Source organism: Pseudomonas sp. RHF3.3-3 (assembly GCF_048069595.1).
GTDB classification, from domain to species: domain Bacteria; phylum Pseudomonadota; class Gammaproteobacteria; order Pseudomonadales; family Pseudomonadaceae; genus Aquipseudomonas; species Aquipseudomonas fuscovaginae_B.
Genome location: NZ_CP182250.1, coordinates 5,558,411 through 5,584,862, shown reverse-complemented (window position 1 = coordinate 5,584,862; position 26,452 = coordinate 5,558,411). Strand labels below are relative to the sequence as shown.

23 protein-coding genes are annotated in these 26,452 nt (G+C 61.2%); 17 read left to right on the top strand and 6 right to left on the bottom strand.

What is annotated here, in order from left to right:
• Positions 1 to 51: 51 nt before the first annotated feature.
• Complete coding sequence (locus ACMGT0_RS24355; protein WP_054057180.1) at positions 52 to 1,236, top strand: patatin-like phospholipase family protein; 1,185 nt, start codon at positions 52 to 54, stop codon at positions 1,234 to 1,236.
• A gap of 34 nt (positions 1,237 to 1,270) precedes the next feature.
• Here ACMGT0_RS24355 and ACMGT0_RS24350 read toward each other — a convergent pair whose 3' ends face one another.
• The 3 genes from ACMGT0_RS24350 to ACMGT0_RS24340 form a co-directional block, all read right to left on the bottom strand.
• A complete protein-coding gene (locus ACMGT0_RS24350) occupies positions 1,271 to 2,077 on the bottom strand; it encodes a Cof-type HAD-IIB family hydrolase (protein ID WP_416770155.1) in 807 nt (268 codons plus the stop codon).
• A 71-nt stretch (positions 2,078 to 2,148) separates the two neighbouring features.
• Positions 2,149 to 2,937: a VacJ family lipoprotein gene (locus ACMGT0_RS24345; RefSeq protein ID WP_054057178.1), complete on the bottom strand. Its 789-nt coding sequence runs from the start codon at positions 2,935 to 2,937 to the stop codon at positions 2,149 to 2,151.
• On the bottom strand, positions 2,930 to 4,228 hold the full coding sequence (locus ACMGT0_RS24340) for a serine/threonine protein kinase (protein ID WP_054057177.1): 1,299 nt from the start codon (positions 4,226 to 4,228) through the stop codon (positions 2,930 to 2,932). Before ACMGT0_RS24340 ends, ACMGT0_RS24345 begins: the two co-directional genes overlap by 8 nt.
• A 235-nt stretch (positions 4,229 to 4,463) precedes the next feature.
• On the opposite strand from ACMGT0_RS24340, the gene ACMGT0_RS24335 reads away from it, so the two are divergent.
• Positions 4,464 to 4,823, top strand: coding sequence for a hypothetical protein (locus tag ACMGT0_RS24335; RefSeq protein ID WP_054057176.1), 360 nt, complete (start codon positions 4,464 to 4,466; stop codon positions 4,821 to 4,823).
• A 64-nt stretch (positions 4,824 to 4,887) separates the two neighbouring features.
• On the opposite strand, the gene ACMGT0_RS24330 is transcribed toward ACMGT0_RS24335, so the two are convergent.
• A complete protein-coding gene (locus ACMGT0_RS24330) occupies positions 4,888 to 6,438 on the bottom strand; it encodes a beta (1-6) glucans synthase (protein ID WP_416770151.1) in 1,551 nt (516 codons plus the stop codon).
• A 331-nt stretch (positions 6,439 to 6,769) separates the two neighbouring features.
• On the opposite strand from ACMGT0_RS24330, the gene ACMGT0_RS24325 reads away from it, so the two are divergent.
• The 3 genes from ACMGT0_RS24325 to ACMGT0_RS24315 all read left to right on the top strand — a co-directional run bounded on the left by ACMGT0_RS24325 (position 6,770) and on the right by ACMGT0_RS24315 (position 9,801).
• Complete coding sequence (locus ACMGT0_RS24325; protein WP_054057173.1) at positions 6,770 to 7,621, top strand: glycine betaine ABC transporter substrate-binding protein; 852 nt, start codon at positions 6,770 to 6,772, stop codon at positions 7,619 to 7,621.
• A gap of 213 nt (positions 7,622 to 7,834) precedes the next feature.
• Positions 7,835 to 8,146, top strand: a complete 312-nt coding sequence (locus tag ACMGT0_RS24320) for a DUF485 domain-containing protein (protein WP_017904749.1) — start codon at positions 7,835 to 7,837, stop codon at positions 8,144 to 8,146.
• Positions 8,143 to 9,801, top strand: coding sequence for a cation acetate symporter (locus ACMGT0_RS24315; protein ID WP_054057172.1), 1,659 nt, complete (start codon positions 8,143 to 8,145; stop codon positions 9,799 to 9,801). Before ACMGT0_RS24320 ends, ACMGT0_RS24315 begins: the two co-directional genes overlap by 4 nt.
• Positions 9,802 to 10,095: 294 nt before the next feature.
• Here ACMGT0_RS24315 and gltA read toward each other — a convergent pair whose 3' ends face one another.
• Entirely contained in the window at positions 10,096 to 11,385 is a 1,290-nt protein-coding gene (gene gltA, locus ACMGT0_RS24310) for a citrate synthase (RefSeq protein ID WP_054057171.1), read from the bottom strand.
• Between the two features lie 352 nt (positions 11,386 to 11,737).
• On the opposite strand from gltA, the gene sdhC reads away from it, so the two are divergent.
• The 10 genes from sdhC to brnQ all read left to right on the top strand — a co-directional run bounded on the left by sdhC (position 11,738) and on the right by brnQ (position 24,814).
• Positions 11,738 to 12,124, top strand: coding sequence for a succinate dehydrogenase, cytochrome b556 subunit (sdhC, locus tag ACMGT0_RS24305; protein WP_177057650.1), 387 nt, complete (start codon positions 11,738 to 11,740; stop codon positions 12,122 to 12,124).
• Positions 12,118 to 12,486, top strand: a complete 369-nt coding sequence (gene sdhD, locus ACMGT0_RS24300; RefSeq protein ID WP_054057170.1) for a succinate dehydrogenase, hydrophobic membrane anchor protein — start codon at positions 12,118 to 12,120, stop codon at positions 12,484 to 12,486. Before sdhC ends, sdhD begins: the two co-directional genes overlap by 7 nt.
• A gap of 3 nt (positions 12,487 to 12,489) precedes the next feature.
• Positions 12,490 to 14,262, top strand: a complete 1,773-nt coding sequence (gene sdhA / locus ACMGT0_RS24295) for a succinate dehydrogenase flavoprotein subunit (RefSeq protein WP_054057169.1) — start codon at positions 12,490 to 12,492, stop codon at positions 14,260 to 14,262.
• Between the two features lie 11 nt (positions 14,263 to 14,273).
• The gene (locus ACMGT0_RS24290; RefSeq protein WP_017902728.1) at positions 14,274 to 14,978 is read left to right on the top strand and encodes a succinate dehydrogenase iron-sulfur subunit; all 705 of its coding nucleotides are present in this window, start codon (positions 14,274 to 14,276) and stop codon (positions 14,976 to 14,978) included.
• Between the two features lie 261 nt (positions 14,979 to 15,239).
• Positions 15,240 to 18,071, top strand: coding sequence for a 2-oxoglutarate dehydrogenase E1 component (locus tag ACMGT0_RS24285; RefSeq protein ID WP_054057168.1), 2,832 nt, complete (start codon positions 15,240 to 15,242; stop codon positions 18,069 to 18,071).
• Positions 18,072 to 18,112: 41 nt separating this feature from the next.
• Positions 18,113 to 19,333, top strand: coding sequence for a 2-oxoglutarate dehydrogenase complex dihydrolipoyllysine-residue succinyltransferase (gene odhB / locus ACMGT0_RS24280; RefSeq protein WP_054057167.1), 1,221 nt, complete (start codon positions 18,113 to 18,115; stop codon positions 19,331 to 19,333).
• 111 nt (positions 19,334 to 19,444) lie between these two features.
• A complete protein-coding gene (gene lpdA, locus ACMGT0_RS24275) occupies positions 19,445 to 20,881 on the top strand; it encodes a dihydrolipoyl dehydrogenase (protein ID WP_054057166.1) in 1,437 nt (478 codons plus the stop codon).
• A 199-nt stretch (positions 20,882 to 21,080) separates the two neighbouring features.
• Positions 21,081 to 22,247, top strand: a complete 1,167-nt coding sequence (sucC, locus tag ACMGT0_RS24270; protein WP_010449065.1) for an ADP-forming succinate--CoA ligase subunit beta — start codon at positions 21,081 to 21,083, stop codon at positions 22,245 to 22,247.
• On the top strand, positions 22,247 to 23,131 hold the full coding sequence (gene sucD, locus ACMGT0_RS24265) for a succinate--CoA ligase subunit alpha (RefSeq protein ID WP_017902724.1): 885 nt from the start codon (positions 22,247 to 22,249) through the stop codon (positions 23,129 to 23,131). Before sucC ends, sucD begins: the two co-directional genes overlap by 1 nt.
• 369 nt (positions 23,132 to 23,500) lie before the next feature.
• Positions 23,501 to 24,814, top strand: a complete 1,314-nt coding sequence (gene brnQ / locus ACMGT0_RS24260; protein ID WP_054057165.1) for a branched-chain amino acid transport system II carrier protein — start codon at positions 23,501 to 23,503, stop codon at positions 24,812 to 24,814.
• Between the two features lie 293 nt (positions 24,815 to 25,107).
• Here brnQ and ACMGT0_RS24255 read toward each other — a convergent pair whose 3' ends face one another.
• Positions 25,108 to 25,353: a hypothetical protein gene (locus tag ACMGT0_RS24255; protein ID WP_017902722.1), complete on the bottom strand. Its 246-nt coding sequence runs from the start codon at positions 25,351 to 25,353 to the stop codon at positions 25,108 to 25,110.
• 163 nt (positions 25,354 to 25,516) lie between these two features.
• On the opposite strand from ACMGT0_RS24255, the gene ACMGT0_RS24250 reads away from it, so the two are divergent.
• Positions 25,517 to 25,993 (top strand): PaaI family thioesterase, encoded by a 477-nt coding sequence (locus ACMGT0_RS24250; protein WP_054057164.1) that lies wholly within the window; start codon positions 25,517 to 25,519, stop codon positions 25,991 to 25,993.
• A complete protein-coding gene (locus ACMGT0_RS24245; protein WP_054057163.1) occupies positions 25,990 to 26,445 on the top strand; it encodes a PaaI family thioesterase in 456 nt (151 codons plus the stop codon). Before ACMGT0_RS24250 ends, ACMGT0_RS24245 begins: the two co-directional genes overlap by 4 nt.
• The last annotated feature ends 7 nt before the right edge of the window (positions 26,446 to 26,452 follow it).

Below are 26,452 nucleotides of genomic sequence, written 5' to 3'. Positions count from 1 at the left end.
CGGGGAAGGGCCTGGTGTATCAGGTAGCTAGCTGACTGACGGAGTGTCGCGATGAGTCCAACTGAACCGGTTACCGGCCTTATTCTCTCGGGAGGGGGCGCACGAGCCGCGTATCAGGTGGGGGTATTGGCGGCCATTGCCGAACTGCTGCCGCCGGGGGCGAGCAACCCGTTTCCGGTGATCGTCGGTACTTCGGCCGGAGCGATCAATGCGGTCAGTCTCGCCAGTGGGGCGATGAACTTCACCGCGGCCATCGAGCGTCTCAGCGCGTTCTGGCAGAACTTTCGCAGCCATCGGGTACTGCGCAGCGACTGGCCGGGTGTTATTCACCAGGCTGCGCGGTTTTTCGGTCACAGCCTGCTTGGCCTGGGCTCACAGGTGCCGGTGGCCCTGCTCAACAGTTCGCCGCTGCGCGATCTGCTCAACGAGAAAATCCATCTGCCGGGTATCGAGCAGGCCATCGAGCATCACCAATTGCGTGCGGTGGCGGTGACGGCCTTCGGCTACGAGTCGGGGCAGGCAGTGACCTTCTACCAGGGCAAGGGCGCCATCGATTCCTGGCTGCGTCACCGGCGCATCGGCGTGCCGACCGAGTTGACGGTCGATCATCTGCTGGCCAGCTCGGCCATTCCCTTGCTGTTCGCCCCGGTCAAGCTGGACCACGAGTATTTCGGCGACGGTGCGGTGCGCCAGTCGGCGCCGATCAGTCCGGCGCTGCACCTGGGCGCCAGCCGGGTACTGGTAGTCGGGGTCAGCGGCAATTCCCGTGGTCTCGACACCCGGGCCGCGGTGGAGCGTACCTACACCGGCCAGCAGCCGAGCCTGGCGCAGATCAGTGGGCACATGCTCAACAGCACCTTCATCGACAGCCTGGAAAGCGACATCGAGCTGTTGCAGCGCCTGAACCAGTTCAGCCGGATGCTGCCGCCTCACCAGCCGCGCAGCCTGGGGTTGGCACCGGTGGATGTGCTGGTGATCGCGCCCAGCCGGCCTCTGGACGAGATCGCCGCCCGTCACCGACATGAACTGCCACCGGCGCTGCGCACCTTCCTGCGTGGCCCGGGCGCGACCCGCACCAGTGGCGCCGGAGTGCTCAGCTATCTGTTGTTCGAGGCGGGTTACTGCAGCGAGCTGATCGAACTGGGCCGCCGTGACGCGTTGGCCAAGCGCGATGAGCTGTGCCATTTCCTCGGTTTGCCCCATGCGGTGATGCTGCAGACAGCCTCGGCCAGTTGACCCGATCGATGGCGGTTGATCTTCTGTCGTCGGCTCAGCCCAGCAGGTTGATCGCCAGGTAGCGGGCCACCGCCTCCTCGGTGCAGGCACCGATGGTTTCGTGTCCGGGCAGCGCCTCTGTCACCTTGTGGTGCGCCGTGCCCATGACCAGGCCCTTGCCGGCGATCGTGAGCATTTCCACGTCGTTCATGCCGTCACCGAAGGCGATGCAGCGGCTCAGGGGGATGTCCAGGAACTCGGCGAGTCGTTTCAGTGCATTGCCCTTGGACACCGTGCTGGCCATGAACTCCAGGCAGAAGGGTGATGAAAAGGTGCTGTGCACGGTGTTGCCGAGCAGGGCCTTGAGTCGCGTGTCGAGCGCCACCAGGGCCTCGTGGTCACGCCCCGGGTGGATAAAGAAGAGCTTCTCGACACCCTGCAATGGAAATTCCCTGGCCGCGAGGATGGTCGGCGCAAAATTATCCTGCAGGGTGAAGGTGGCGAGCAGGGCGCGATCGGCGTTGGTGATCCAGCGGGAGTCGCAGTAGGCGTTGATCATCAGGCCCACAGTTCCCTGCGTGGCGTCGAGCAGGGTGCGCACCACGTCTTCGTCCAGGTACTCGCAGGCGACCAGGCTTTTGCAGGCGCTGGTGATGCAGGCACCGTTGGAGGTGATCAGGTGTACCGGCAGCGGGTAATCGTGCAGGATCGCTTCGACCTCGGGGCGGCTGCGTCCGGTGGCAATCACCACATGGCGACCGGACTCGACCAGTCGGTCGAGCACCGAGCGGGAATACTCACCGATCCGGTCGTTCGGAAGCAGCAGGGTACCGTCGAGGTCGGAGGCGATCAGGCTGTACATGCTCAATCCTTATGGTTTGCGCTGCTTTTTGTGGGGGCCGGCTCCCCCGCCATCCCCCATGGGTTCCCGGCCTACTCGGCGATCTGCAGCTTGCGCGCCTCGGTATAGACGTAGCGTACCTTCTCGTACTCGAACGGCGAGTTCAACTGGCCATAGCGGAAGCTGGTGGTATAGCGCTTGTCGATGGCGCGCAGGGCGTAGATCTCCGGATGGTTCTCGCTGGTCTCGGAGACGTTGAGGAAGTTGATCTGCGATTCCGCCGCGAAATCGAACACCAGGCCGCCGGTGTCACGCAGGTTCGAGGGACCGAAGAACGGCAGTACCAGGTAGGCGCCGCCCGGCACTCCGTAGAAGCCCAGTGTCTGGCCGAAGTCCTCGGCCTGGCGCGGCAGGCCCATTTTGGTCGCCGGGTCCCACAGGCCGGCGATGCCGATGGTGGTGTTGAGCAGCAGGCGCCCGGTGGTTTCCAGCGAGCGCTTGCCCTTGAGCTGGAGCAGGCTGTTGAGCAGGTTGGGCACGTCTCCCAGGTTGCTGAAGAAGTTGCTCACGCCACTGCGCACGAAGCCCGGGGTGATGTAGCGGTAGCCGTCGACCACCGGCAGGAACACCCACTGGTCGAAGCGGTAGTTGAAGTGATAGACGCGACGGTTCCACGACTCCAGCGGGTCGTAGACGTTCAGCGCGTTGAGCGTCGAACGTTCGAATTCACGCTGGTCCAGCCCCGGGTTGAACTTGAGTTTTTTCAGCGGCTCGGTGAAACCGTCCGCATCGGGTACGACCGGGTCGTGGGCCTTGCTGTTGTCGGCCTGGGCGTAGCCGGCGCAGAGCAGGGCGGCGATAAGCATCAGATGTTTAGCCACGGAAGAACTCCAGCATGGCGTCGGCGTTGACGCGGTAATTGAGGTTGCCGCAGTGGCCGCCATGGGGATAGACGGTCAGGCGATTGCCGAAGGTGCTGCGCAGGAAGCCCAGGTCGCCAGGGCCGAGGATGACGTCGTCGGCGTTGTGCATCACGGCGATTTTCGGGCTGTCGTGCAGGTAATCCTTGAGGGCGTAGAGGCTGACCTGGTCGATCAGTTGCAGCAGGCTGCCGCCGTCGGTACGGGCGCGCCACATCGGAATCACCTGGTCGGTCAGGTAGCAGTCGAAGTCGCACTGCAGGGCGCGCTTGAGCATCGGCGTCAGGCTGGTGCCCTCGGTGATCGGGTACTTGGGCGGCGTGATCAGGCCGCGGCGGTTGATCAGGTCGGAGGTGAAGGCGATATCGGCCGCCGAGAAGCGGAAGGAGGTGCCGATCAGCATCGCCATCTGCTCGTTGGTCAGGTGCTGTTTGGACTGCTGGAAGTCGTAGAGCAGGGCGTCGTTGAGGTCGATGTAGCCCTTCTGCTGGAAGTAGCGGGTCAGCTTGGCCAGCACCAGTTCATAGAAGGTGGTGCTGTTGTTGATGCCCTTGACCTCGGTCTGCACCAGCTTGTCGAGGTTGGTGATGGAGGTATAGAGGTTGACCGGCGGATTGAGCAGCAGCACCTTCTTGAAGTTGAAGCTGCGCCGGGTTTCATCCAGCTTGCTGACGAACGCCGCATCCAGCGCCCCCAGGCTGTAGCCGCTGAGGTAGTAGTCGGTGACCGGCAGTTTCGGGTTCTGCGCACGCACGGCCTGCATCACCCGGTACATGTCCTCGGCATCTTCCTTGGTGATGCCCGGGGTGGCGAAGCGCGAGGCGGCGCTCATGAAGTCGAAGCTGGTGGGCGACGACAGCTGCACCACGTGGTAACCGGCCTTGTAGTAGAGCTTCTTCAGGTATTCGTTGAGGCTGCTGTCATAACGTGCGCCGGTGCCGGCGATCAGGAAGATCAGCGGTGCCGCGTGGTCCTGGCGGGCGACTCGATAGGTGAGCTTCTTCACCGCCCAGAAGTTGTCCGGGAGGATGAACTCGCGTTCCGGGCGCAGTTGCACGCTGTAGTCGGACTGGTCGATGTCATCGTCGTCGGGCAGCTCCGGGCGCAGGTCCGGCGGGGTGGTGGCGATGGTCGCTTCGAACGGGTTGGTCAACGGGTAGCCATAGCTGGCGGCGTCGACATCGACCGCCAGCGCGGACGCACTCAGAATGAGACCGCCGACAAAAGTGGCGAGACGCAGGGAACGGAGCATGACTACATCCTTTAAAAGGCGATGCTGAATGGGAGTCGCAGGCTATGACCACTGGGGTACTGCCGAAGTGCCATGTCCGACGACGAAATAATGCAGTCGCGCGGCATTCATCCAGACAATAGCCCACAGACGATACACTTTGCCGCAGTTCGCTGACCAGTTAACCGTTGTTAAAGCTTGCAAGCAGCGCCTCGGCGATTATGCTGGGCGCCGTTTTCGCCTATCGGAGCCGTTCATGTCCCGTCGTTTGCCGCTGATTCTGCTGCTTCTCGTTCTGCCGCTGTGGCTGGCTGCCAGTTATGGCGTGCGTTACGGGTTGATGGAGGATGGCCAGTGGGTCGGCATCTGTGTCGATGAGGCGCTGCGCTGGGAATGCCAGGCGCGATCGAACCTGGGTTGGCTGATTCACTTCAAGGTACTGGGCTGGACTGCCCTGGGGGCGGCGGCGCTGGCATTCGTGCTGCCGCGCCGGGTCGGTTGGGGGCTGGCGGTGCTGGCGCTGCTGGTCGGGTTTCCGGCGCTGGCGCTGTACAACACCAGCCTGGCGGTGTTTGCGGTGGTGATCGCTGGCCTGAGGCTGGTGCGGGCGGCCTAGGGGCTGGCTGCAACGGGGAGCCCGCAAGCCGGCTCCCACCGCTCAGCAGCGACTCATATGAAAGTCAGCGGCGAACCCGCAGGCTGCGCCACAGCGCGGCGACCATCAGCACGCTGACCAGCGCCCAGCCCCAGGCCTGCGGGTTTTGCAGGCCTTCGCGATACAGCTGCGGCACGATACCGGCACCGATGATGAAGGCCAGCAGGGCGGTTTCTCCCCGGGGCGCGCGGACCGGGCGCATCAGGAACGCCAGTGCCGGTAGCAGCAGTGCCGCGCTCGGGAAGCTGCGATAGCGCGGGTCCAGCGCCAATTCCAGCATCATCACCGCCCCGGCGAAGCCGGTGCCGACCAGCAGCCAGCCGGCACGACGCTCCAACCAGGCAAAGACGCCCTGGCGCCAGCCCGAGCGCTCGCCCAGGGCCAAGGCCGCGTGGGCCAGTACCAGCAGGTTCAGGCCTACCAACAGGCCGGCCCAGAGCCATTCGCCAGTATCGCGGCTGGTCACTCGCGCCAGTTCGCCCCAGGCGCCGATGGAGCAGGCGGCCAGCGCGCCAAGCAGAGGCAGGAGCAGGGCATCACGACGACTGCGTACTCGCCCGCCGATCAGCAGGGTGGCGACGAACACCGCGGTACCGAATGCCAGCCATTGTGGCCAGTACGGCAGGTTCGACACCGGCCCTGCGAGTATGCCCTTGTCCTGGCGGTCGGCGTCGAACAGGCCCCAGTAGCCACCGACCGCGCCTTCGCTGCCGCGTTTCCACGGTTGGTCGAAGGCTTCGATCAGGTTGTAGTGCCAGCCGTTCTGTTCGGCCAGGTTGACGAAGCCGCGAATGAAGCGGGCTTCGTTGACCCGGCTCGGCAGGGCGGTCTCCCGCTGGCGGCCTTCACTCGGCCAGCCGGTTTCGCCGATCAGGATGTCCTTGGGCGCGAAACGGTTGCCGAAGGTCCGGCGGATCTGCGCCACATGGTCGATGGCCGCCTCGATCCCCGCCGGATCGTCCTCCCAGTACGGCAGCAGGTGGATGGTCAGGAAGTCCACCGCCGGTGCGACATCCGGATGGCTGAGCCAGAACTCCCAGACATCGGCATAGGTCACCGGCTGCTTCACATGGGCCTTGACCTTGTGGATCAGCCTCACCAGTTGCGCCGCGGTCACTTCCTTGCGCAGCAGGGTCTCGTTGCCGACGATCACCGCCGTGACCACGTCGGCATTGGCGTTGGCCGAGGCGATCAGCGCGTCGACTTCCTTCTCGGTGTCCACCGGGTTGCTGTTGACCCAGGCACCGATCATCATTTTCAGGCCATGCTTGCGCGCCAGTTCCGGCAGGGCTTCGAGGCCGGTCATGGAATAGGTGCGGATGCATTCGAAGCGGGTCGACAGCAGGGCCAGGTCGGCATCCATGCGCGCAAGGCGCGGCTTGAACGGCTGGTCGAACGGCGATTGGTCCTTGTCGAACGGCGTGTAGGAGGCGCATTGCAGCTTGTGCGTCGGCGTCGCGGCATCCGGCAGGATCACCGGTTGGCCAAGGCCATACCAGAATCCGCAGAGGGCCAGGAGGCCCAGCAGGCAGGCAAACAGATAGGGCAATAGCGGAAAGCGGGCGGTGGCGGGCATGGTCGGGCTGTCTGGGGGCAAAGCCGCGCATATTACCCGGAAATACTCTGGCCTTGGGCTCGCGCAGTATTTTGTCATGCAAAGTCCGCAGCAACTGGATGAGGTGTATTCCCAACTGGGTGATTACTGGCTTTCTGATGTCGCTTCTCGCTGCCTTGAGGTCGCTGTCGGATCAGGTTGGTCGCCTGAGTGGGTTGATGATCGGAGTATCAGTACTCCGCTGATGATCGGATGGGTTTGGCCGTGAGGCGTGAAGGGGGCGCCGTGCACCATAACTACACGTTGATGCCGCCCGGCATCCGTCGGGCGCAGCACTTTCGGGGAAGTAACGATGAAAATGCGACGACTCTTAGGCGCAGGTGCCGCTCTGGTACTTGCCATCAGCTCCAACCTGGCCAGTGCCGAAACCAAGACCGTGACCATCGGTTACGTCGACGGCTGGTCCGACAGTGTTGCCACCACCAACGTGGCTGCCGAGGTGATCAAACAGAAGCTGGGTTACGACGTGAAGCTGCAGGCTGTCGCCACCGGGATCATGTGGCAGGGGGTTGCCACCGGCAAGCTCGATGCGATGCTTTCCGCCTGGCTGCCGGTGACCCACGGTGAATACTGGGCCAAGAACAAGGACAAGGTGGTCGACTACGGTCCCAACTTCAAGGATGCCAAGATCGGTCTGATCGTGCCGGAGTACGTCAAGGCCAAGACCATCGGCGACCTGAAGACCGACGAGAGCTTCAAGAAGAAGATCGTCGGTATCGATGCCGGTTCCGGTGTGATGCTCAAGACCGAGCAGGCCATCAAGGACTACGCGCTCGATGGCTACAAGCTGCAGGCCAGTTCGGGTGCGGCGATGATTGCCGAACTGACCCGTGCCGAAGAGAAGAACGAATCGATTGCCGTCACCGGCTGGGTGCCGCACTGGATGTTCGCCAAGTGGAAACTGCGCTTCCTCGAAGACCCCAAGGGCGTGTATGGCGCGGCGGAGACCGTCAACAGCATCGGCAGCAAGGAACTGGAAAAGAAGGCGCCGGAAGTGGCGGCGTTCCTGAAGAACTTCCAGTGGGCCTCCAAGGACGAGATCGGCGAAGTCATGCTGGCGATCCAGGATGGCGCCAAGCCTGAAGCGGCGGCCAAGGATTGGGTGGCCAAGCACCCGGATCGCGTCAGCGAGTGGACCAAGTAATTCCCCGAAGGCTCTAAATCGCAGTATCCGAGGCCGCCTGGCGTTTTCGCCCGGCGGCCTTCGCGTTTCCGCTCGTTGAACATTTGCCGCGCACAGGCTGAAACCGCGCAACTGAACTAATGTCGTTCTAATACTAAGGTCGTCTGGTTTCGGCTCCAGAGCCGCCTAAAGTGAAAAATGTTTCATCTCATCTGTGCTGCGAGGATAAAAACAATGAACGACAGCATTTACCTCTCGATCCAGAACAGCCCGCGCTTCAAGGAGCTGGTCAGGAAAAGGGAGCGGTTCGCCTGGATTCTCTCGGCGATCATGCTTGGCCTGTATTCGGCTTTCATTCTTCTGATTGCGTATGGACCTCAGGTTCTGGGCGCCAAGCTCAGTCCGACGTCGTCGATCACCTGGGGCATACCCCTGGGTATCGGCCTGATCGTCTCGGCTTTCGTCCTGACCGCCATCTACGTGCGTCGCGCCAACGGCGAATTCGACGACCTGAACAATGAAGTCCTCAAGGAGGCCCAGCAATGATCCGGCGTCTATCCGCGGCCCTGGGCCTGATGGCCTTCGCCCCCGCCCTCTGGGCAGCCGATGCGCTGACGGGCGAAGTGCACAAGCAACCCCTCAATATCCCGGCGATCGTGATGTTCATCGCATTCGTCGGTGCCACCCTGTGTATCACCTACTGGGCGTCCAAGCGCAACAAGTCGGCGGCCGACTACTACGCGGCCGGCGGCAAGATCACCGGTTTCCAGAACGGCCTGGCGATCGCCGGCGACTACATGTCGGCAGCCTCGTTCCTGGGGATTTCCGCGCTGGTGTTCACCTCCGGCTACGATGGCCTGATCTACTCGATCGGCTTCCTGGTGGGCTGGCCGATCATTTTGTTCCTGATCGCCGAGCGTCTGCGCAACCTGGGCAAGTACACCTTTGCCGACGTGGCGTCCTACCGTCTCGGGCAAACCCAGATCCGCTCGCTGTCGGCCTGCGGTTCGCTGGTGGTGGTGGCGTTCTACCTGATCGCCCAGATGGTGGGTGCCGGCAAGCTGATCCAGCTCCTGTTCGGCCTGGACTACCATGTGGCGGTGATCCTGGTGGGCATCCTGATGTGCCTGTATGTGCTGTTCGGCGGCATGCTGGCGACCACCTGGGTACAGATCATCAAGGCCGTGCTGTTGCTGTCGGGCGCCTCGTTCATGGCGCTGATGGTGATGAAGCATGTCAATTTCGACTTCAACACGCTGTTCTCCGAGGCGGTCAAGGTTCACCCCAAGGGTGAGGCGATCATGAGCCCGGGCGGCCTGGTGAAAGACCCGATCTCGGCGTTCTCCCTGGGCCTGGCGCTGATGTTCGGTACCGCCGGCCTGCCGCACATCCTGATGCGCTTCTTCACCGTGAGCGATGCCAAGGAAGCGCGCAAGAGCGTGCTGTACGCCACCGGCTTCATCGGCTATTTCTACATCCTGACCTTCATCATCGGTTTTGGCGCGATCCTGCTGGTCAGCACCAATCCGGCGTTCAAGGATGCGGCAGGGGCCTTGCTGGGCGGCAACAACATGGCGGCGGTGCACCTGGCCAACGCCGTGGGAGGCAGCGTGTTCCTCGGCTTCATCTCGGCGGTGGCCTTCGCGACGATTCTCGCGGTGGTGGCTGGCCTGACCCTGGCTGGCGCCTCGGCGGTGTCCCATGACCTGTACGCCAGCGTTTTCCGCAAGGGCAAGGCCAACGAGAAGGACGAGATCCGCGTCTCGAAGATCACCACTGTCGCGCTTGGCGTGCTGGCGATCGGCCTGGGCATCCTGTTCGAGAATCAGAACATCGCGTTCATGGTCGGCCTGGCGTTCTCCATTGCCGCCAGTTGCAACTTCCCGGTGCTGCTGCTTTCGATGTACTGGAAGAAGCTGACCACCCGCGGGGCGATGATCGGTGGCTGGATGGGGCTGATCAGTGCGGTCGGGCTGATGGTTCTTGGCCCAACCATCTGGGTGCAGATCCTGCATCATGAAAAGGCGATTTTCCCCTACGAGTATCCGGCGCTGTTCTCGATGATCATTGCCTTCATCGGGATCTGGTTCTTCTCCATCACCGACAAGTCGACCGCGGCTGAAAACGAGCGGGCGTTGTTCCTCCCGCAGTTCGTGCGTTCGCAGACCGGCCTGGGAGCGAGCGGGGCGGTTTCCCACTGAGGGGTTGTATAGGCTTCTATATATAAGTAGCGAACAAGCCAGTGCCCCGGTCGAGAGACCGGGGCATTTTTATTTTATTGGAGAGGGGCCGCCGGGAGGGCGCATTCGCGGGCAAGCCCTGCTCCTACAGGTTTCAGTCGTCCATGGATACTCGGATCGACACGATCCTTGTAGGAGCAGGGCTTGCCCGCGAATACGCCAGTCCAGGCAACGTCGATCACGATGACACAAATGAAAACGGCCTCTGGGTAGAGGCCGTTTCCGGTGTGGCAAAGGTGTTACGCGAGGCAAACCTTACTTGCGGTCTTCCAGTTTGGTGATGTCACGCGACTCGTAGCCGGTGTACAGCTGGCGTGGACGGCCGATCTTGTAAGGGCTGGAGAGCATTTCCTTCCAGTGGGAGATCCAGCCGACGGTCCGCGCCAGGGCGAAGATCACGGTGAACATGCTGGTTGGAATGCCGATCGCCTTGAGGATGATCCCCGAGTAGAAGTCGACGTTCGGATACAGCGAGCGCTCGATGAAGTACGGATCGGTCAGGGCGATCTCTTCCAGGCGCATGGCCAGTTCCAGCTGCGGATCGTTGGTGATGCCCAGTTCCTTCAACACTTCGTCGCAGGTCTGCTTCATCACGGTGGCGCGCGGGTCGCGGTTCTTGTAGACGCGGTGACCGAAGCCCATCAGCTTGAACGGGTCGTTCTTGTCCTTGGCCTTGGCGATGAACTTGTCGATGTTCGAGACATCGCCGATTTCATCGAGCATGGTCAGTACCGCTTCGTTCGCACCGCCGTGGGCAGGGCCCCACAGTGCGGCGATACCGGCGGCGATACAGGCGAACGGGTTGGCGCCCGAGGAACCGGCCAGGCGCACGGTGGAGGTCGAGGCGTTCTGCTCGTGGTCGGCGTGGAGGATGAAGATCCGGTCCATGGCCTTGGCGAGTACCGGGCTGATCGGTTTGATCTCGCACGGGGTGTTGAACATCATGTGCAGGAAGTTTTCCGCGTACGACAGGTCGTTGCGCGGGTACATCATGGGTTGGCCCATGGAGTACTTGTAGACCATCGCTGCCAGGGTCGGCATCTTGGCCACCAGGCGGACCGCCGAGATCTCGCGGTGCTGGGGGTTATTGATGTCCAGGGAGTCGTGGTAGAAGGCCGACAGGGCGCCGACCACGCCGCACATGACGGCCATCGGGTGGGCGTCGCGACGGAAGCCGTTGAAGAAGCTCTTCAACTGCTCGTGAACCATGGTGTGGTTCTTCACATTGCTGACGAACTTGGCTTTCTGCTCCGCGGTCGGCAGTTCGCCGTTGAGCAGCAGATAGCAGGTTTCCAGGTAGTCGGATTTCTCGGCCAGTTGCTCGATCGGGTAGCCACGATGCAACAAAATGCCGTTATCGCCGTCGATATAGGTGATCTTCGACTCGCAGGACGCGGTCGACATGAAGCCAGGGTCGAATGTGAACCGGCCCGTGGCCGTCAGGCCCCGCACGTCGATTACATCGGGACCAACGGTGCCGGTTAAAATGGGCAGCTCGACGGGGGCTGCGCCCTCGATGATCAACTGCGCTTTTTTGTCAGCCATGTGGCCTCCTATTTATGCTTGAAATCATCTGACAGGCCCCCCACGCAGGGCCCGCACCACTATAGTGAGATAAATTCGAAAGTCAATTTGCCAAAAGTCTTACGGCATAGGGCTTTGAACGGCGCTTTTCCTCGAAATTGACGGCTATTTACGCCTTTTATCCGGTTAACGCAATGCACCCTTAGGGGTAGTCCTTTGCGTTGTCATTAGTAGCCTAACTGTCTATACTCGGCGTCCGACCGCCATGGGCTTTTGGGCCCGATTTATTGGGGGTCGTCACTCCCTGGGTGGTGGGTACCTGACCAGTGCACTTGCCCAACAACTTTGCCCTGATTGTTAGGGGCTCTTCAGTGTGAAAAAAGCCGTGAAAAGCCAACGACCTGTAAACCTAGACCTAAGGACCATCAAACTCCCAGTCACTGCTTACACGTCCATCCTTCACCGTATCTCCGGTGTCATCCTCTTTGTCAGCCTGGCCATCATGCTCTACGCATTGGACAAGTCGCTGAGCTCCGAGGAAGGCTTCGGTCAGGTGAAAGCGTGTCTGACCAGTCCGCTAGCCAAGCTAGTGATTTGGGGCATCCTGTCCGCCTTGCTGTATCACCTGGTCGCCGGTGTGCGCCATCTGATCATGGACATGGGCATCGGTGAGACGCTGGAAGGCGGCAAGCTGGGCTCGAAAATCGTTATCGCCGTTTCCGTGGTGGTAATCGTTCTGGCAGGAGTTTGGATATGGTAACCAACGTCACGAACCTCTCGCGTTCGGGCCTCTATGACTGGATGGCACAGCGTGTGTCGGCGGTCGTTCTCGCGGCTTATTTTCTGTTTCTGATCGGATACATCGTCGTCAACCCAGGCCTGGGCTACGCCCAATGGCATGAGCTGTTCTCTCACGGCTGGATGCGCATCTTCAGCTTGCTGGCCCTGGTGGCCCTGGGCGCTCACGCCTGGGTCGGCATGTGGACCATCGCGACCGACTACCTGACGCCGATGGCGTTCGGCAAGTCCGCGACTGTAGTGCGTTTCCTTTTCCAGGTGGTATGCGGCGTGGCAATGTTCGCGTACTTCGTCTGGGGTGTGCAGATTCTCTGGGGTATCTGATTCATGGCTAACATTCCAACGATTTCTTTCGACGCCATCATCATCGGCGGCGGCGGCGCAGGCATGCGTGCCGCGCTGCAGCTGGCTCAGGGCGGTCACAAGACGGCCGTGATCACCAAGGTGTTCCCGACCCGTTCGCACACCGTATCCGCCCAGGGCGGTATCACTTGCGCCATCGCTTCGGCCGACCCGAACGACGACTGGCGCTGGCACATGTACGATACCGTCAAGGGTTCCGACTACATCGGTGACCAGGACGCTATCGAGTACATGTGTCAGGAAGGCCCGGCTGCGGTATTCGAGCTGGACCACATGGGCCTGCCGTTCTCGCGTACCGAATCCGGCCGCATCTACCAGCGTCCGTTCGGTGGCCAGTCCAAGGACTTCGGCAAGGGCGGCCAGGCGGCACGTACCTGCGCGGCCTCCGACCGTACCGGTCACGCCCTGCTGCACACCCTGTACCAGGGTAACCTGAAAGCCGGTACCACCTTCCTGAACGAGTATTATGCCGTTGACCTGGTGAAGAACCAGGACGGCGCGTTCGTCGGTGTGATCGCCATCTGCATCGAGACCGGCGAAACCAGCTACATCCGTTCCAAGGCCACCGTTCTGGCCACCGGCGGTGCCGGTCGTATCTACGCCTCCACCACCAACGCCCTGATCAACACCGGTGACGGTGTCGGCATGGCCCTGCGTGCTGGCGTACCGGTGCAGGACATCGAAATGTGGCAGTTCCACCCGACCGGCATCGCCGGCGCCGGTGTGCTGGTCACCGAAGGTTGCCGCGGTGAAGGTGGTTACCTGATCAACAAGCACGGCGAGCGCTTCATGGAGCGTTATGCGCCGAACGCGAAGGACCTGGCTGGTCGCGACGTGGTTGCCCGCTCGATGGTGAAGGAAATCATCGCCGGCAACGGTTGCGGTCCGAACGGCGACCACGTGATGCTCAAGCTCGACCACCTCGGCGAGGAAGTGCTGCACAGCCGCCTGCCAGGCATCTGCGAGCTGTCCAAGACCTTCGCCCACGTCGACCCGGTCGTTGCCCCGGTGCCGGTCGTTCCAACCTGCCACTACATGATGGGCGGCGTTGCCACCAACATCCACGGTCAGGCCATCACCCAGAACGCCGACGGCGAAGACACCATCATCCCTGGCCTGTTCGCAGTGGGTGAAGTGGCTTGCGTATCGGTTCACGGTGCCAACCGCCTGGGCGGCAACTCGCTGCTCGACCTGGTGGTCTTCGGTCGCGCGGCCGGCCTGCACCTGGAGAAGGCGCTGACCGACGGCATCGAATACGACGACGCCACCGAAGCCGACATCAACGCGGCCCTGGCCCGTCTGTCCGCGCTGAACGCGCGTACCGAAGGCGAGGACGTGGCAACCCTGCGTCGCGAGCTGCAAAGCTGCATGCAGAACTACTTCGGTGTATTCCGTACCGGTGAATACATGCAGAAGGGTATCGCCCAGCTGGCCCAACTGCGCGAGCGTATCGCCAACGTCAAGATCAACGACAAGTCGCAGGCGTTCAACACCGCCCGTATCGAGGCGCTGGAACTGCAGAACCTGCTGGAAGTGGCCGAAGCCACCGCCATCGCTGCCGAAGTGCGCAAGGAGTCCCGCGGTGCCCACGCCCGTGAAGACTTCGAAGATCGCGATGACGAAAACTGGCTGTGCCACACCCTGTACTTCCCGGGTGAGAAACGCGTTGCCAAACGTGCTGTTAACTTCTCGCCAAAAACCGTACCGGCTTTCGAGCCTAAAGTCCGGACTTACTAAGGGTGGCCGCCATGTTGCAAGTCGAAGTTTATCGTTACAACCCTGACACCGACTCGGCTCCGAAAACCCAGGTATTCCAGGTCGATACCGGTGGCAAGGACCTGATGGTGCTGGACGTGCTGGCGCTGATCAAGGAACAGGACGAGGGCTTCTCCTACCGTCGTTCCTGCCGTGAAGGCGTTTGCGGTTCCGATGGCATGAACATCAACGGCAAGAACGGCCTGGCGTGCATCACGCCGCTGTCTTCCGTGGTGAAGGGTAACAAGCTGGTCATTCGTCCACTGCCAGGTTTGCCGGTTATCCGTGACCTGGTGGTCGATATGAGCATCTTCTACAAGCAATACGAGAAGGTGAAGCCATTCCTGCAGAACGATACGCCGGCTCCGGCCATCGAGCGTCTGCAGTCGCCGGAAGAGCGTGACAAGCTGGACGGTCTGTACGAGTGCATCCTGTGCGCCTGCTGCTCGACCTCCTGCCCATCCTTCTGGTGGAACCCGGACAAGTTCCTGGGCCCGGCCGCCCTGCTGCAAGCCTACCGCTTCCTGGCAGACAGCCGCGACACCAAGACTTCCGAGCGTCTGGCTTCGCTCGATGATCCGTTCAGCGTATTCCGCTGCCGCGGCATCATGAACTGCGTCAACGTATGTCCCAAGGGCCTGAACCCGACTAAGGCCATTGGTCACATCCGTAACATGCTGCTGCAAAGCGGCGTGTGACTCAGCTGTTGTAACCGTAGGACCGCAACACCCGTAGAGGCTGTGGCGCAGGCTTGAACCGGCGCCGCAGTTTAACCAGAGCAACGGCTTACAAGGCTGTTGCTCTTATTTTGAAGAAATGAAGACCAGCAGGGGCATCCGGGCTGGTACCCGGACTATCAGCGTGATTCTGAGTGGCTTGTTTTGGTCGCTGTATTCCGACTGCTTCAAGCTTGCTTGGTGTATTCGCCGGTGGTGTCCCCTAACCGAGGGTGACCAAGCATGCAAGAAAGCGTGATGCAGCGCATGTGGGAAAGCGGCTATCTTTCAGGTGGTAACGCAGCCTATGTGGAAGAGCTTTATGAGCTCTACCTGCACGACCCTAACGCTGTGCCAGAAGAATGGCGCACCAAATTTCAGACGTTGCCTTCCGACGGCAACTCTGCCACTGATGTATCGCACTCGACGATCCGCGATCATTTCGTGCTGCTGGCGAAGAACCAGCGCCGCGCTCAACCGGTTTCCGCCGGCAGCGTGAGCAGTGAGCACGAGAAGAAGCAGGTTGAAGTGCTGCGATTGATCCAGGCATTCCGGATGCGTGGCCACCAGGCGTCCCAGCTCGATCCGCTGGGACTCTGGCAGCGTCCTGCACCTGCTGACCTGTCGATCAATCATTACGGCTTGACCAATGCCGATCTTGATACGACCTTCCGTGCCGGCGACCTGTTCATCGGCAAAGAGGAAGCGAGCCTACGCGAAATTCACGAAGCTTTGCAGCAGACATATTGCCGCACCATCGGCGCCGAGTTCACGCACATCGTCGACTCCGAGCAGCGCCAGTGGTTCCAGCAGCGTCTGGAAAGCGTTCGTGGCCGTCCGACCATCTCCCCCGACGTCAAGAGCCACCTGCTCGAGCGCGTCACCGCGGCTGAGGGTCTGGAGAAATACCTGGGCACCAAATACCCGGGCACCAAGCGTTTCGGTCTGGAAGGTGGCGAAAGCCTGATCCCGATGCTGGACGAGATGATCCAGCGTTCCGGTTCCTACGGCGCCAAGGAAATCGTCATCGGCATGGCCCACCGTGGCCGTCTGAACGTACTGGTCAACACCTTCGGCAAGAACCCGCGCGAGCTGTTCGACGAGTTCGAAGGCAAGAAGAAGGTCGAGCTGGGCTCCGGTGACGTGAAGTACCACCAGGGCTTCTCCTCCAACGTGATGACCACCGGCGGCGAAGTCCACTTGGCCATGGCGTTCAACCCGTCCCACCTGGAAATCGTTTCCCCGGTGGTCGAAGGGTCGGTTCGCGCCCGCCAGGACCGTCGCAACGACGCCAGCGGTGACAAGGTACTGCCGATTTCCATCCACGGTGACGCGGCGTTCGCCGGTCAGGGCGTGGTCATGGAAACCTTCCAGATGTCGCAGACCCGTGGCTTCAAGACGGGCGGCACGATCCATATCGTGATCAACAACCAGGTCGGTTTCACCATCAGCAACCCGCTGGACTCGCGTTCCACCGAGTACGCCACCGACGTCGCGAAGATGATCCAGGCGCCGATCCTCCATGTGAATGGTGACGATCCGGAAGCCGTGCTGTTCGTGACCCAGCTGGCTGTCGACTACCGCATGCAGTACAAGCGCGATGTGGTGATCGACCTGGTCTGCTACCGCCGTCGCGGCCACAACGAGGCCGACGAGCCAAGTGGCACCCAGCCGCTGATGTACCAGCAGATCACCAAGCAGCGCACCACCCGCGAGCTGTACGCCGAGCGCCTGGTCCAGGCCAAGGTGCTGGACGACGCACGCGTCCAGGCCAAGGTCGACGAGTACCGCAACGCGCTGGACAACGGCCTGCACGTGGTCAAGAGCCTGGTCAAGGAGCCGAACAAGGAGCTGTTCGTCGACTGGCGTCCATACCTGGGCCATGCCTGGACCGCGCGTCACGACACCCGCTTCGACCTCAAGACCCTGCAGGAACTGTCCGCCAAGCTGCTGGAAACGCCTGAAGGTTTCGTGGTTCAGCGCCAGGTCGCGAAAATCTACGAAGACCGCCAGAAGATGCAAGCCGGCGGCCTGCCGATCAACTGGGGCTACGCCGAAACCATGGCGTACGCGACCCTGCTGTTCGAAGGTCACCCGATCCGCATGACCGGCCAGGACATCGGCCGTGGCACGTTCTCGCACCGTCATGCCGTACTGCACAACCAGAAGGATGCGACTACCTACATCCCTCTGCAGAAGCTGTACGACAACCAGCCGCGTTTCGACCTGTACGACTCGTTCCTGTCGGAAGAGGCGGTACTGGCCTTCGAATACGGCTACTCGACCACCACGCCGAACGCGCTGGTGATCTGGGAAGCCCAGTTCGGCGACTTCGCCAACGGCGCCCAGGTGGTTATCGACCAGTTCATCACCAGTGGCGAGCACAAGTGGGGCCGTCTGTGCGGCCTGACCATGCTGCTGCCGCACGGTTATGAAGGCCAGGGTCCGGAGCACTCCTCGGCCCGTCTGGAACGCTACCTGCAACTGTGTGCCGAGCACAACGTCCAGGTTTGCGTGCCGACCACCCCGGCCCAGATCTACCACCTGCTGCGTCGTCAAGTCATCCGTCCGCTGCGCAAGCCGCTGATCGTGCTGACGCCGAAGTCGCTGCTGCGTCACAAACTGGCCATCTCCACGCTGGAAGATCTGGCGGAAGGTTCGTTCCAGACCGTTATCCCGGAAGTCGACGCCCTGGACCCGAAAAAGGTCGAGCGCATCGTGCTTTGCAGCGGCAAGGTCTACTACGACCTGCTGGAGAAACGCCGTGCCGAAGAGCGTGACGATATCGCCATCGTGCGTATCGAGCAGCTGTATCCGTTCCCCGAGGACGATCTGGCCGAAATCCTGGCGCCGTACACCAACCTCAAGCATGCGGTCTGGTGCCAGGAAGAGCCGATGAACCAGGGCGCCTGGTACAGCAGCCAGCACCACTTCCGCCGTATTCTCAGCGCACACAACAAGGCGCTCGTACTCGAGTACGCCGGCCGTGACGCGTCTGCTGCACCGGCATGTGGTTATGCATCGATGCACGCCGAGCAGCAGGAAAAACTGCTGCAAGATGCCTTTACTGTTTAACGCCTCGCGCACCTGAAACCGAATTTAAGGAACCACAGATAATGGCTATCGAGATCAAAGCCCCCCAATTTCCGGAATCGGTTGCCGATGGCACCGTTGCCACCTGGCACAAGAAGCCGGGCGAAGCGGTCAAGCGCGACGACCTGATCGTCGACATCGAAACCGACAAGGTCGTACTGGAAGTCCTGGCTGAGGCCGACGGCGTTCTGGGCAGCATCATCGCCAACGAAGGCGACACCGTGCTGTCCGCGCAGGTACTGGGCACCATCGAGGAAGGTGGTGTAGCCGCCGCTCCTGCTGCTGCCGCTCCAGCCGCTGCCCAGGCCGCTGCGCCTGCCGCCGCTGACGGCGAAGACGACCCGATCGCTGCACCGGCTGCCCGCAAGCTGGCTGAAGAGAACGGCATCAACATCGCTTCCGTTGCCGGTACCGGCAAGGGTGGTCGCGTGACCAAGGAAGACGTGGTGGCTGCTGTCGCCGCGAAGAAGGCCGCTCCTGCCGCCGCTCCAGCCAAGGCTGCCGCTCCGGCTGCCACCGCGCCTGTATTCGCCGCCGGCGATCGTACCGAGAAGCGCGTACCGATGACTCGCGTACGTGCCACCGTGGCCAAGCGCCTGGTCGAAGCACAGTCGAACATGGCGATGCTGACCACCTTCAACGAAGTGAACATGAAGCCAATCATGGACCTGCGTTCGAAGTACAAGGAACTGTTCGAGAAGACCCACAACGGCGTGCGCCTGGGCTTCATGTCGTTCTTCGTCAAGGCTGCTACCGAAGCGCTGAAACGCTTCCCGGCGGTCAACGCCTCGATCGACGGTGGCGACATCGTCTACCACGGCTACTCCGATATCGGTGTGGCGGTGTCCAGCGACCGTGGCCTGGTGGTACCGGTACTGCGTAACGCCGAGCTGATGAGCCTGGCCGAAATCGAGAATGGCATCGCCACCTTCGGCAAGAAGGCACGTGACGGCAAGCTGTCCATCGACGAAATGACCGGCGGTACCTTCACCATCACCAACGGTGGTACATTCGGTTCCCTGCTGTCGACGCCGATCGTCAACCCGCCACAAGCGGCCATCCTGGGCATGCACAACATCAATGAGCGCCCGATGGCGGTCAAGGGTGAGGTCGTCATCCTGCCGATGATGTACCTGGCACTGTCCTACGATCACCGCCTGATCGATGGCAAGGAAGCCGTGTCCTTCCTGGTCACCATCAAGAACCTGCTGGAAGACCCGGCTCGCCTGCTGCTGGATATCTGATTTCAGCCGACGCGGGCGCAGGTATCGGCCCCGCCCGCGTGCGAATATCAGCTCCATCCCACGACGGTTCCCAAAAGGAACCGTCCGGTTTGATTCGATAAGGAATGACACATGACTCAGAAATTCGACGTGGTAGTGATCGGTGCGGGTCCTGGCGGCTACGTGGCTGCGATCAAGGCTGCGCAACTTGGCCTCAAGACTGCCTGCATCGAGAAGTACCAGGACAAAGAGGGCAAGCTGGCCCTCGGCGGTACTTGCCTGAACGTTGGCTGCATTCCTTCCAAGGCGCTGCTGGACAGCTCCTGGAAGTACCACGAAGCCAAGGACTACTTCGGCGTCCATGGCATCACCACCAGTGACGTGAAAATCGACGTCCCTGCGATGGTCGGTCGCAAGGCCAACATCGTCAAGAACCTGACCAGCGGTGTTGCCACCCTGTTCAAGGCCAATGGCGTGACTTCGATCCAGGGCCACGGCAAGCTGCTGGCTGGCAAGAAAGTCGAAGTGACCGGTCCCGATGGCGTCGTCCAGGTGCTGGAAGCCGAGAACGTGATCCTGGCTCCAGGCTCGCGTCCGATCGACATCCCGCCTGCTCCGGTTGACCAGAAGGTGATCGTCGATTCGACCGGCGCCCTGGAATTCCAGGCCGTGCCAAAGCGTCTGGGCGTGATCGGTGCTGGCGTGATCGGTCTGGAACTGGGTTCCGTGTGGTCCCGCCTGGGTGCCCAGGTGACCGTTCTGGAAGCCCTGGACACCTTCCTGGTGGCTGCTGACACCGCCGTTTCCAAGGAAGCCCTGAAAACCCTGACCAAACAGGGTCTGGACATCAAGCTGGGCGCTCGCGTCACCGGTTCGAAGGTCAACGGCGAAGAAGTCGAAGTGACCTACACCGACGCCAACGGCGAACAGAAGATCGTTTTCGACAAGCTGATCGTGGCTGTTGGTCGTCGTCCGGTGACCACCGACCTGCTGGCGGCCGACAGCGGCGTGACCATCGACGAGCGCGGTTTCATCTTCGTAGATGACCATTGCGCTACCAGCGTACCGGGCGTCTACGCCATCGGTGACGTGGTTCGCGGCATGATGCTGGCGCACAAGGCTTCGGAAGAGGGCATCATGGTGGTTGAGCGCATCAAGGGCCACAAGGCCCAGATGAACTACGACCTGATCCCGTCGGTCATCTACACCCACCCGGAAATCGCATGGGTCGGTAAAACCGAACAGGCCTTGAAAGCTGAAGGCGTTGAAGTTAACGTCGGCACCTTCCCGTTCGCCGCCAGTGGCCGTGCCATGGCAGCCAACGATACCGGCGGTTTCGTCAAGGTCATCGCCGATGCCAAGACCGACCGCGTACTGGGCGTCCACGTGATCGGCCCAAGCGCTGCCGAGCTGGTTCAGCAAGGTGCGATCGGTATGGAATTCGGTACCAGCGCCGAAGATCTGGGCATGATGGTCTTCTCCCATCCGACCCTGTCCGAAGCGTTGCACGAAGCGGCGTTGGCAGTGAATGGCGGTGCCATCCACATTGCCAACAAGAAAAAACGCTAAGGACATAATAAGAAACCACGGCGGATCGCCCGTCGCGAGCCTTGTGCGCAAGACTCACCGCGGAACATCCGCTGGACGCAGTCTTGCGTCGTTGCACCGGGCAACCGGAAGACGATGCAAGCAGCAGTCACAGGTGGTGCGGCCCTGGTCACCAGAGCAGCACCGAATGCGCAGTACCTAAACGAAGACGGTAAAAAGCATGAATCTTCACGAGTATCAGGGTAAGCAGCTGTTCGCTGAATACGGCCTGCCAGTATCCAAAGGCTACGCGGTAGACACCCCGGAAGAAGCAGCAGAAGCTTGCGACAAGATCGGTGGTTCCGAGTGGGTAGTCAAAGCCCAGGTCCACGCCGGTGGTCGCGGTAAAGCGGGCGGCGTCAAGCTGGTTCGCAGCAAAGAAGACGCCAAAGCCTTCGCACAGCAGTGGCTGGGCAAGCGTCTGGTGACCTATCAGACTGACGCCAATGGTCAGCCGGTTACCAAGATCCTGGTTGAATCGTGCACTGATATCGCTAAAGAGCTGTACCTGGGCGCTGTTGTTGACCGTTCGAGCCGTCGCATCGTGTTCATGGCTTCCACCGAAGGTGGCGTGGACATCGAGAAAATCGCTCACGACACCCCTGAGAAAATCCTCAAGGCCACTATCGATCCACTGGTTGGCGCCCAGCCATTCCAGGGTCGCGAGCTGGCATTCCAGCTGGGTCTGGAAGGCAAGCAGGTTGCTCAGTTCGCCAAGATCTTCGTTGGTCTGGCCAAACTGTTCCAGGACCACGACCTGGCCCTGCTGGAGGTCAACCCGCTGGTGATCAAGGCCGACGGCGACCTGCACTGCCTCGATGCCAAGATCAACATCGACGCCAACGCCATGTACCGTCAGCCTAAGCTGAAGACCTTCCACGATCCGTCCCAGGACGATCCGCGCGAAGCCCACGCTGGCAAGTTCGAACTGAACTACGTCGCGCTGGAAGGCAACATCGGCTGCATGGTCAACGGTGCCGGCCTGGCCATGGGTACCATGGACATCGTCAACCTGCACGGCGGCAAGCCAGCCAACTTCCTCGACGTGGGCGGTGGTGCTACCAAGGAGCGCGTAACCGAAGCGTTCAAGATCATCCTGTCCGACACCAACGTCGCTGCAGTACTGGTCAACATCTTCGGCGGCATCGTTCGCTGCGACATGATCGCCGAAGGCATCATCGGCGCCGTGAAAGAAGTCGGCGTGAAAATCCCGGTTGTTGTGCGCCTTGAAGGCAACAACGCTGAACTGGGCGCCAAAGTACTGGCAGAAAGCGGTCTGAACATCATCGCTGCTACCAGCCTGACCGACGCTGCTCAACAAGTTGTCAAAGCTGCGGAGGGCAAATAATGAGCGTCCTGATCAACAAAGACACCAAGGTTATCTGCCAGGGGATCACCGGTTCGCAGGGTAGCTTCCACACCCAGCAAGCCATCGAATACGGCACCCAGATGGTCGGTGGCGTAACTCCGGGCAAAGGCGGCACCGAGCACCTGGGCCTGCCAGTGTTCAACACCGTGAAAGACGCTGTAGCTGCCACTGGCGCCACCGCCAGCGTGATCTACGTTCCAGCACCTTTCTGCAAGGACTCGATCCTGGAAGCTGCCTTCGGCGGCATCAAGCTGATCGTCTGCATCACCGAAGGCATTCCTACCCTGGACATGCTGGATGCCAAGGTCAAGTGCGACGAGCTGGGTGTTACCCTGATCGGCCCTAACTGCCCAGGCGTCATCACTCCGGGCGAGTGCAAGATCGGCATCATGCCAGGTCACATCCACTTGCCAGGCAAGGTCGGTATCGTTTCCCGTTCCGGTACCCTGACCTATGAAGCCGTGAAGCAGACCACCGACGCCGGTTTCGGCCAGTCGACCTGCGTCGGTATCGGTGGTGACCCGATCCCTGGTTCGAACTTCATCGACATCCTGAAACTGTTCCAGGAAGACCCGAAGACCGAGGCGATCGTGATGATCGGCGAGATCGGCGGTTCGGCTGAAGAAGAAGCGGCTGCCTACATCAAGGCCAACGTGACCAAGCCGGTCGTTTCCTACATCGCTGGTGTGACTGCTCCTCCGGGCAAGCGCATGGGCCATGCGGGTGCAATCATCTCCGGCGGCAAAGGCACTGCAGACGAGAAATTCGCTGCTCTGCAAGACGCAGGCGTGAAAACCGTGCGTTCGCTGGCCGACATCGGCAAGGCCCTGGCCGAGCTGACCGGTTGGGAAGTGAAGAAGTAAGCTTCGGCTGACTTCCCGCTTCAGGCAAAGGCCACCTTCGGGTGGCCTTTGTGCTTTCTGTCCTCCAGCTTGCAGGCATGGCTTGAGGGCCATTCGCGGACAAGCCCGCTCCTGCAGGGCGGTGGAGAGGGGGGAGTTCTTGCGGTTTCATATGAAATCGCGACAGCGAAGTGTCGCTTATCGGACAAATTGCCCTCAAACAGTGCGTTTTTTGTGCGAATTCGGTACTCTGGCAGCCATTTTGCGTTTGCGCCCCAAAAGGGTAGCTGCGCGCTAAACGGGTCAACCCCATACGGGTCGACAGCATTTCCCTAACCTGACGGGAAATCCCTCTCTAAATTCCGATTCAGCAGTGTGGTATTTCCTTAAATGAAAGTGTTGAAAGGTCAGGACATCCTGGCACTTGGCTTTATGACGTTTGCGCTGTTCGTCGGCGCCGGCAACATCATCTTTCCGCCTATCGTCGGTTTGCAGTCCGGGCCCAATGTCTGGATGGCGGCGCTGGGTTTCCTGATCACCGCGGTCGGCCTGCCGGTCATCACCGTAGTCGCCCTGGCCAAGGTCGGCGGTGCCATGGACGACCTGAGCAGCCCGATCGGCAAGATCGCGGGCGGCCTGCTGGCAGCGGTCTGTTACCTGGCGGTCGGCCCGCTGTTCGCCACGCCACGTACCGCGACCGTGTCCTTCGAAGTGGGCCTGGCGCCGCTGACCGGCGAGAGCCCACTGGCGCTGTTCCTCTACAGCTCGGCCTACTTCCTGCTGGTGTTCTTCATCTCGCTGTATCCGGGACGTCTGCTGGACACCGTCGGACGCTTCCTCGCACCGCTGAAGATCATTGCCCTGGCAATCCTCGGTATCGCCGCGTTCGCCCTGCCGGCCGGTGACATCGGCAGCGCCACGCCCGAGTACGTCGCTGCGCCGTTCTCCCAGGGCTTCATCAATGGCTACCTGACCATGGATACGCTCGGGGCGCTGGTGTTCGGTATCGTCATCGTCAACGCGATCCGCTCGCGGGGCGTCGAGTCGCCACGGCTGATCACCCGCTATGCGGTGATCGCCGGCCTGATCGCCGGCGTGGGGCTGGCGCTGGTGTATGTCAGCCTGTTTCGCCTGGGGTCGGGCAGCCATGAAGTGGCGGCTGGCGCCACCAATGGTGCGGCGGTGCTGCATGCCTACGTTCAGCATACCTTCGGCTCGCTGGGCAGCGGTTTCCTCGCGGTGCTGATCTCTCTGGCGTGCCTGGTGACCGCTGTTGGCCTGACCTGCGCCTGCGCCGAGTACTTCAGCCGGGTCCTGCCGCTGTCCTACAAGGCCCTGGTGATCATCCTGGCGGCGTTTTCGCTGCTGGTGTCGAACCTCGGTCTGACCAAGCTGATCGCCTTCTCGATTCCGGTGCTGACGGCGATCTACCCGCCATGCATCGCGCTGGTGGCGTTGAGCTTCTGCAAGGAGTTCTGGCACTCGCAAGGTCGTATCGTGGGGCCGGTGATGCTGGTCTCGCTGCTGTTTGGCATGATAGACGCCCTCAAGGGCGCGGGTCTGGCCGATTGGTTGCCTTCGCAACTGTCCCACCTGCCGTTGAGCGAGCAGGGTCTGGCCTGGCTGGTGCCGTCGGTGGTCATGCTGGTGGTGGCTGTGGTCATCGACCGGATGCTGGGCAAGCCGAGCGAGGCGCTGGCCTGATATGAGGTTTTTTATCCGCCCGTCATGAGCGGGTTGTGGATGAAATGAAAGCCCCGTGTCGGATACGACATGGGGCTTTTGGTTTGGGCGTATTGGATATGTACAGCTACCCGGTTATCCGCAGGGGCAAATGATCCACCGGGCACCCAACTCACTCGTTCTGCATTTATCCACTGTTTCCCGGCAATTCCAAAACGGCCAGGTTATTGGCAGGGCAAAAAATAAAGCCCGCACAAGGCGGGCCTTACTTATGCAACTTGAGTTCTTTCGTGGAAAGAAGGAACTTCAGTCACTCAGGAGCCGGTGGCTTCCTTGGCGCTTTCCTCGGCTGCAGCCTTGTTCGATTCAGCCTGAGCTTTGGCAGCTTCGGCGTTTTCCTTGGCGGCCTCGTTCACTTTATCCTGAGCTTCGTTCATTTTTTGCTGAGCTTGCTCGGCGTGTTGGTTTGCGTCTTGAGCTTTGTCCTCGGATTTCTTATCGCAGGCAGCGAGACCCAGAGAAGCGGTCAGCATCAAGGCAATAGCTAAAGTCTTACGCATGGGGGTGTTGCTCCTTTGTGGAAATAGTGACTACTGGCCTTTTGAACGCCCGCCGATGGCTTAAGTTCCTTTATTTCCAAAGATATATAAGTGCTTGAGGCACGGAACTTTTTCCAATGCCCAGAGTTTGTCGCTGCAGGTACCCCGATGAGGATTGTCGTCCATGAGCCAAACCGCCGTTTTTGAGCGCGCCACACGCTTTCTCAGTGCCCTCCGGCATTGCCAGGTTCTCGGGCTGCGGCTGCACAGCGTCGACGATCGCGGGCTGACCCTGATCCTGCCCTACAGCGCGGGAATCGTCGGTGATCCGCAGACCGGCGTGATCCACGGCGGCGCCCTGAGTTCGCTGATGGATACCGCCTGTGGCATGGCCACACTGTGCGTGCTGCCGGAGTTCGAGGTCTGTCCGACTCTCGACCTGCGCATCGACTACATGCACCCGGCCGAGCCCGGCCAGGATGTCCATGGCTACGCCGAATGCTATCGGGTGACCCGTGACATCATCTTTGCCCGGGGGCATGCCTATCAGGGCGATCCGGCCAACCCCATTGCCCATGTGGTCGGTACCTTCATGCGCATGGGCAAGGGCCTCAAGGGCAGTCGCAGTTTCGGCAGTTCGATCAGTGGGGATTCGGCATGAGCCAGGATTTCAAGGAGCAACTCCAGCAGGCCCATCAGCAGGGTGACTACGGCCAACTGCTGCAACGGATTCCCTATGCCGGGCTGATCGGCATCGAGTGCTCGCGCCTGGGTGACGAGTTGCTGTTCCGCCTGCCGGCCAGCAAGGACAATATCGGCAACCCGCTGTTGCCGGCGATTCATGGCGGGGTCATTGCCGGGTTCATGGAGCTGGCGGCGGCGTTGCATCTGCTGGTGTTCACCGGCTCGCCGGGAGTGCCCAAGGTCATCGATTTCTCCGTCGACTACCTGCGGGCCGGGCAGTTTCGCGATACCTATGCCAAGTGCCAGGTCTGCCGCCAGGGGCGGCGGGTGGCGAACGTTGCCGTTACCGCCTGGCAGAGCACCGAGGCCGAACCGATCGCCACCGCCCGTGCTCACTTCAAGATCGAGGAAGCGTTACCGGGCTCTTGAAATCCCC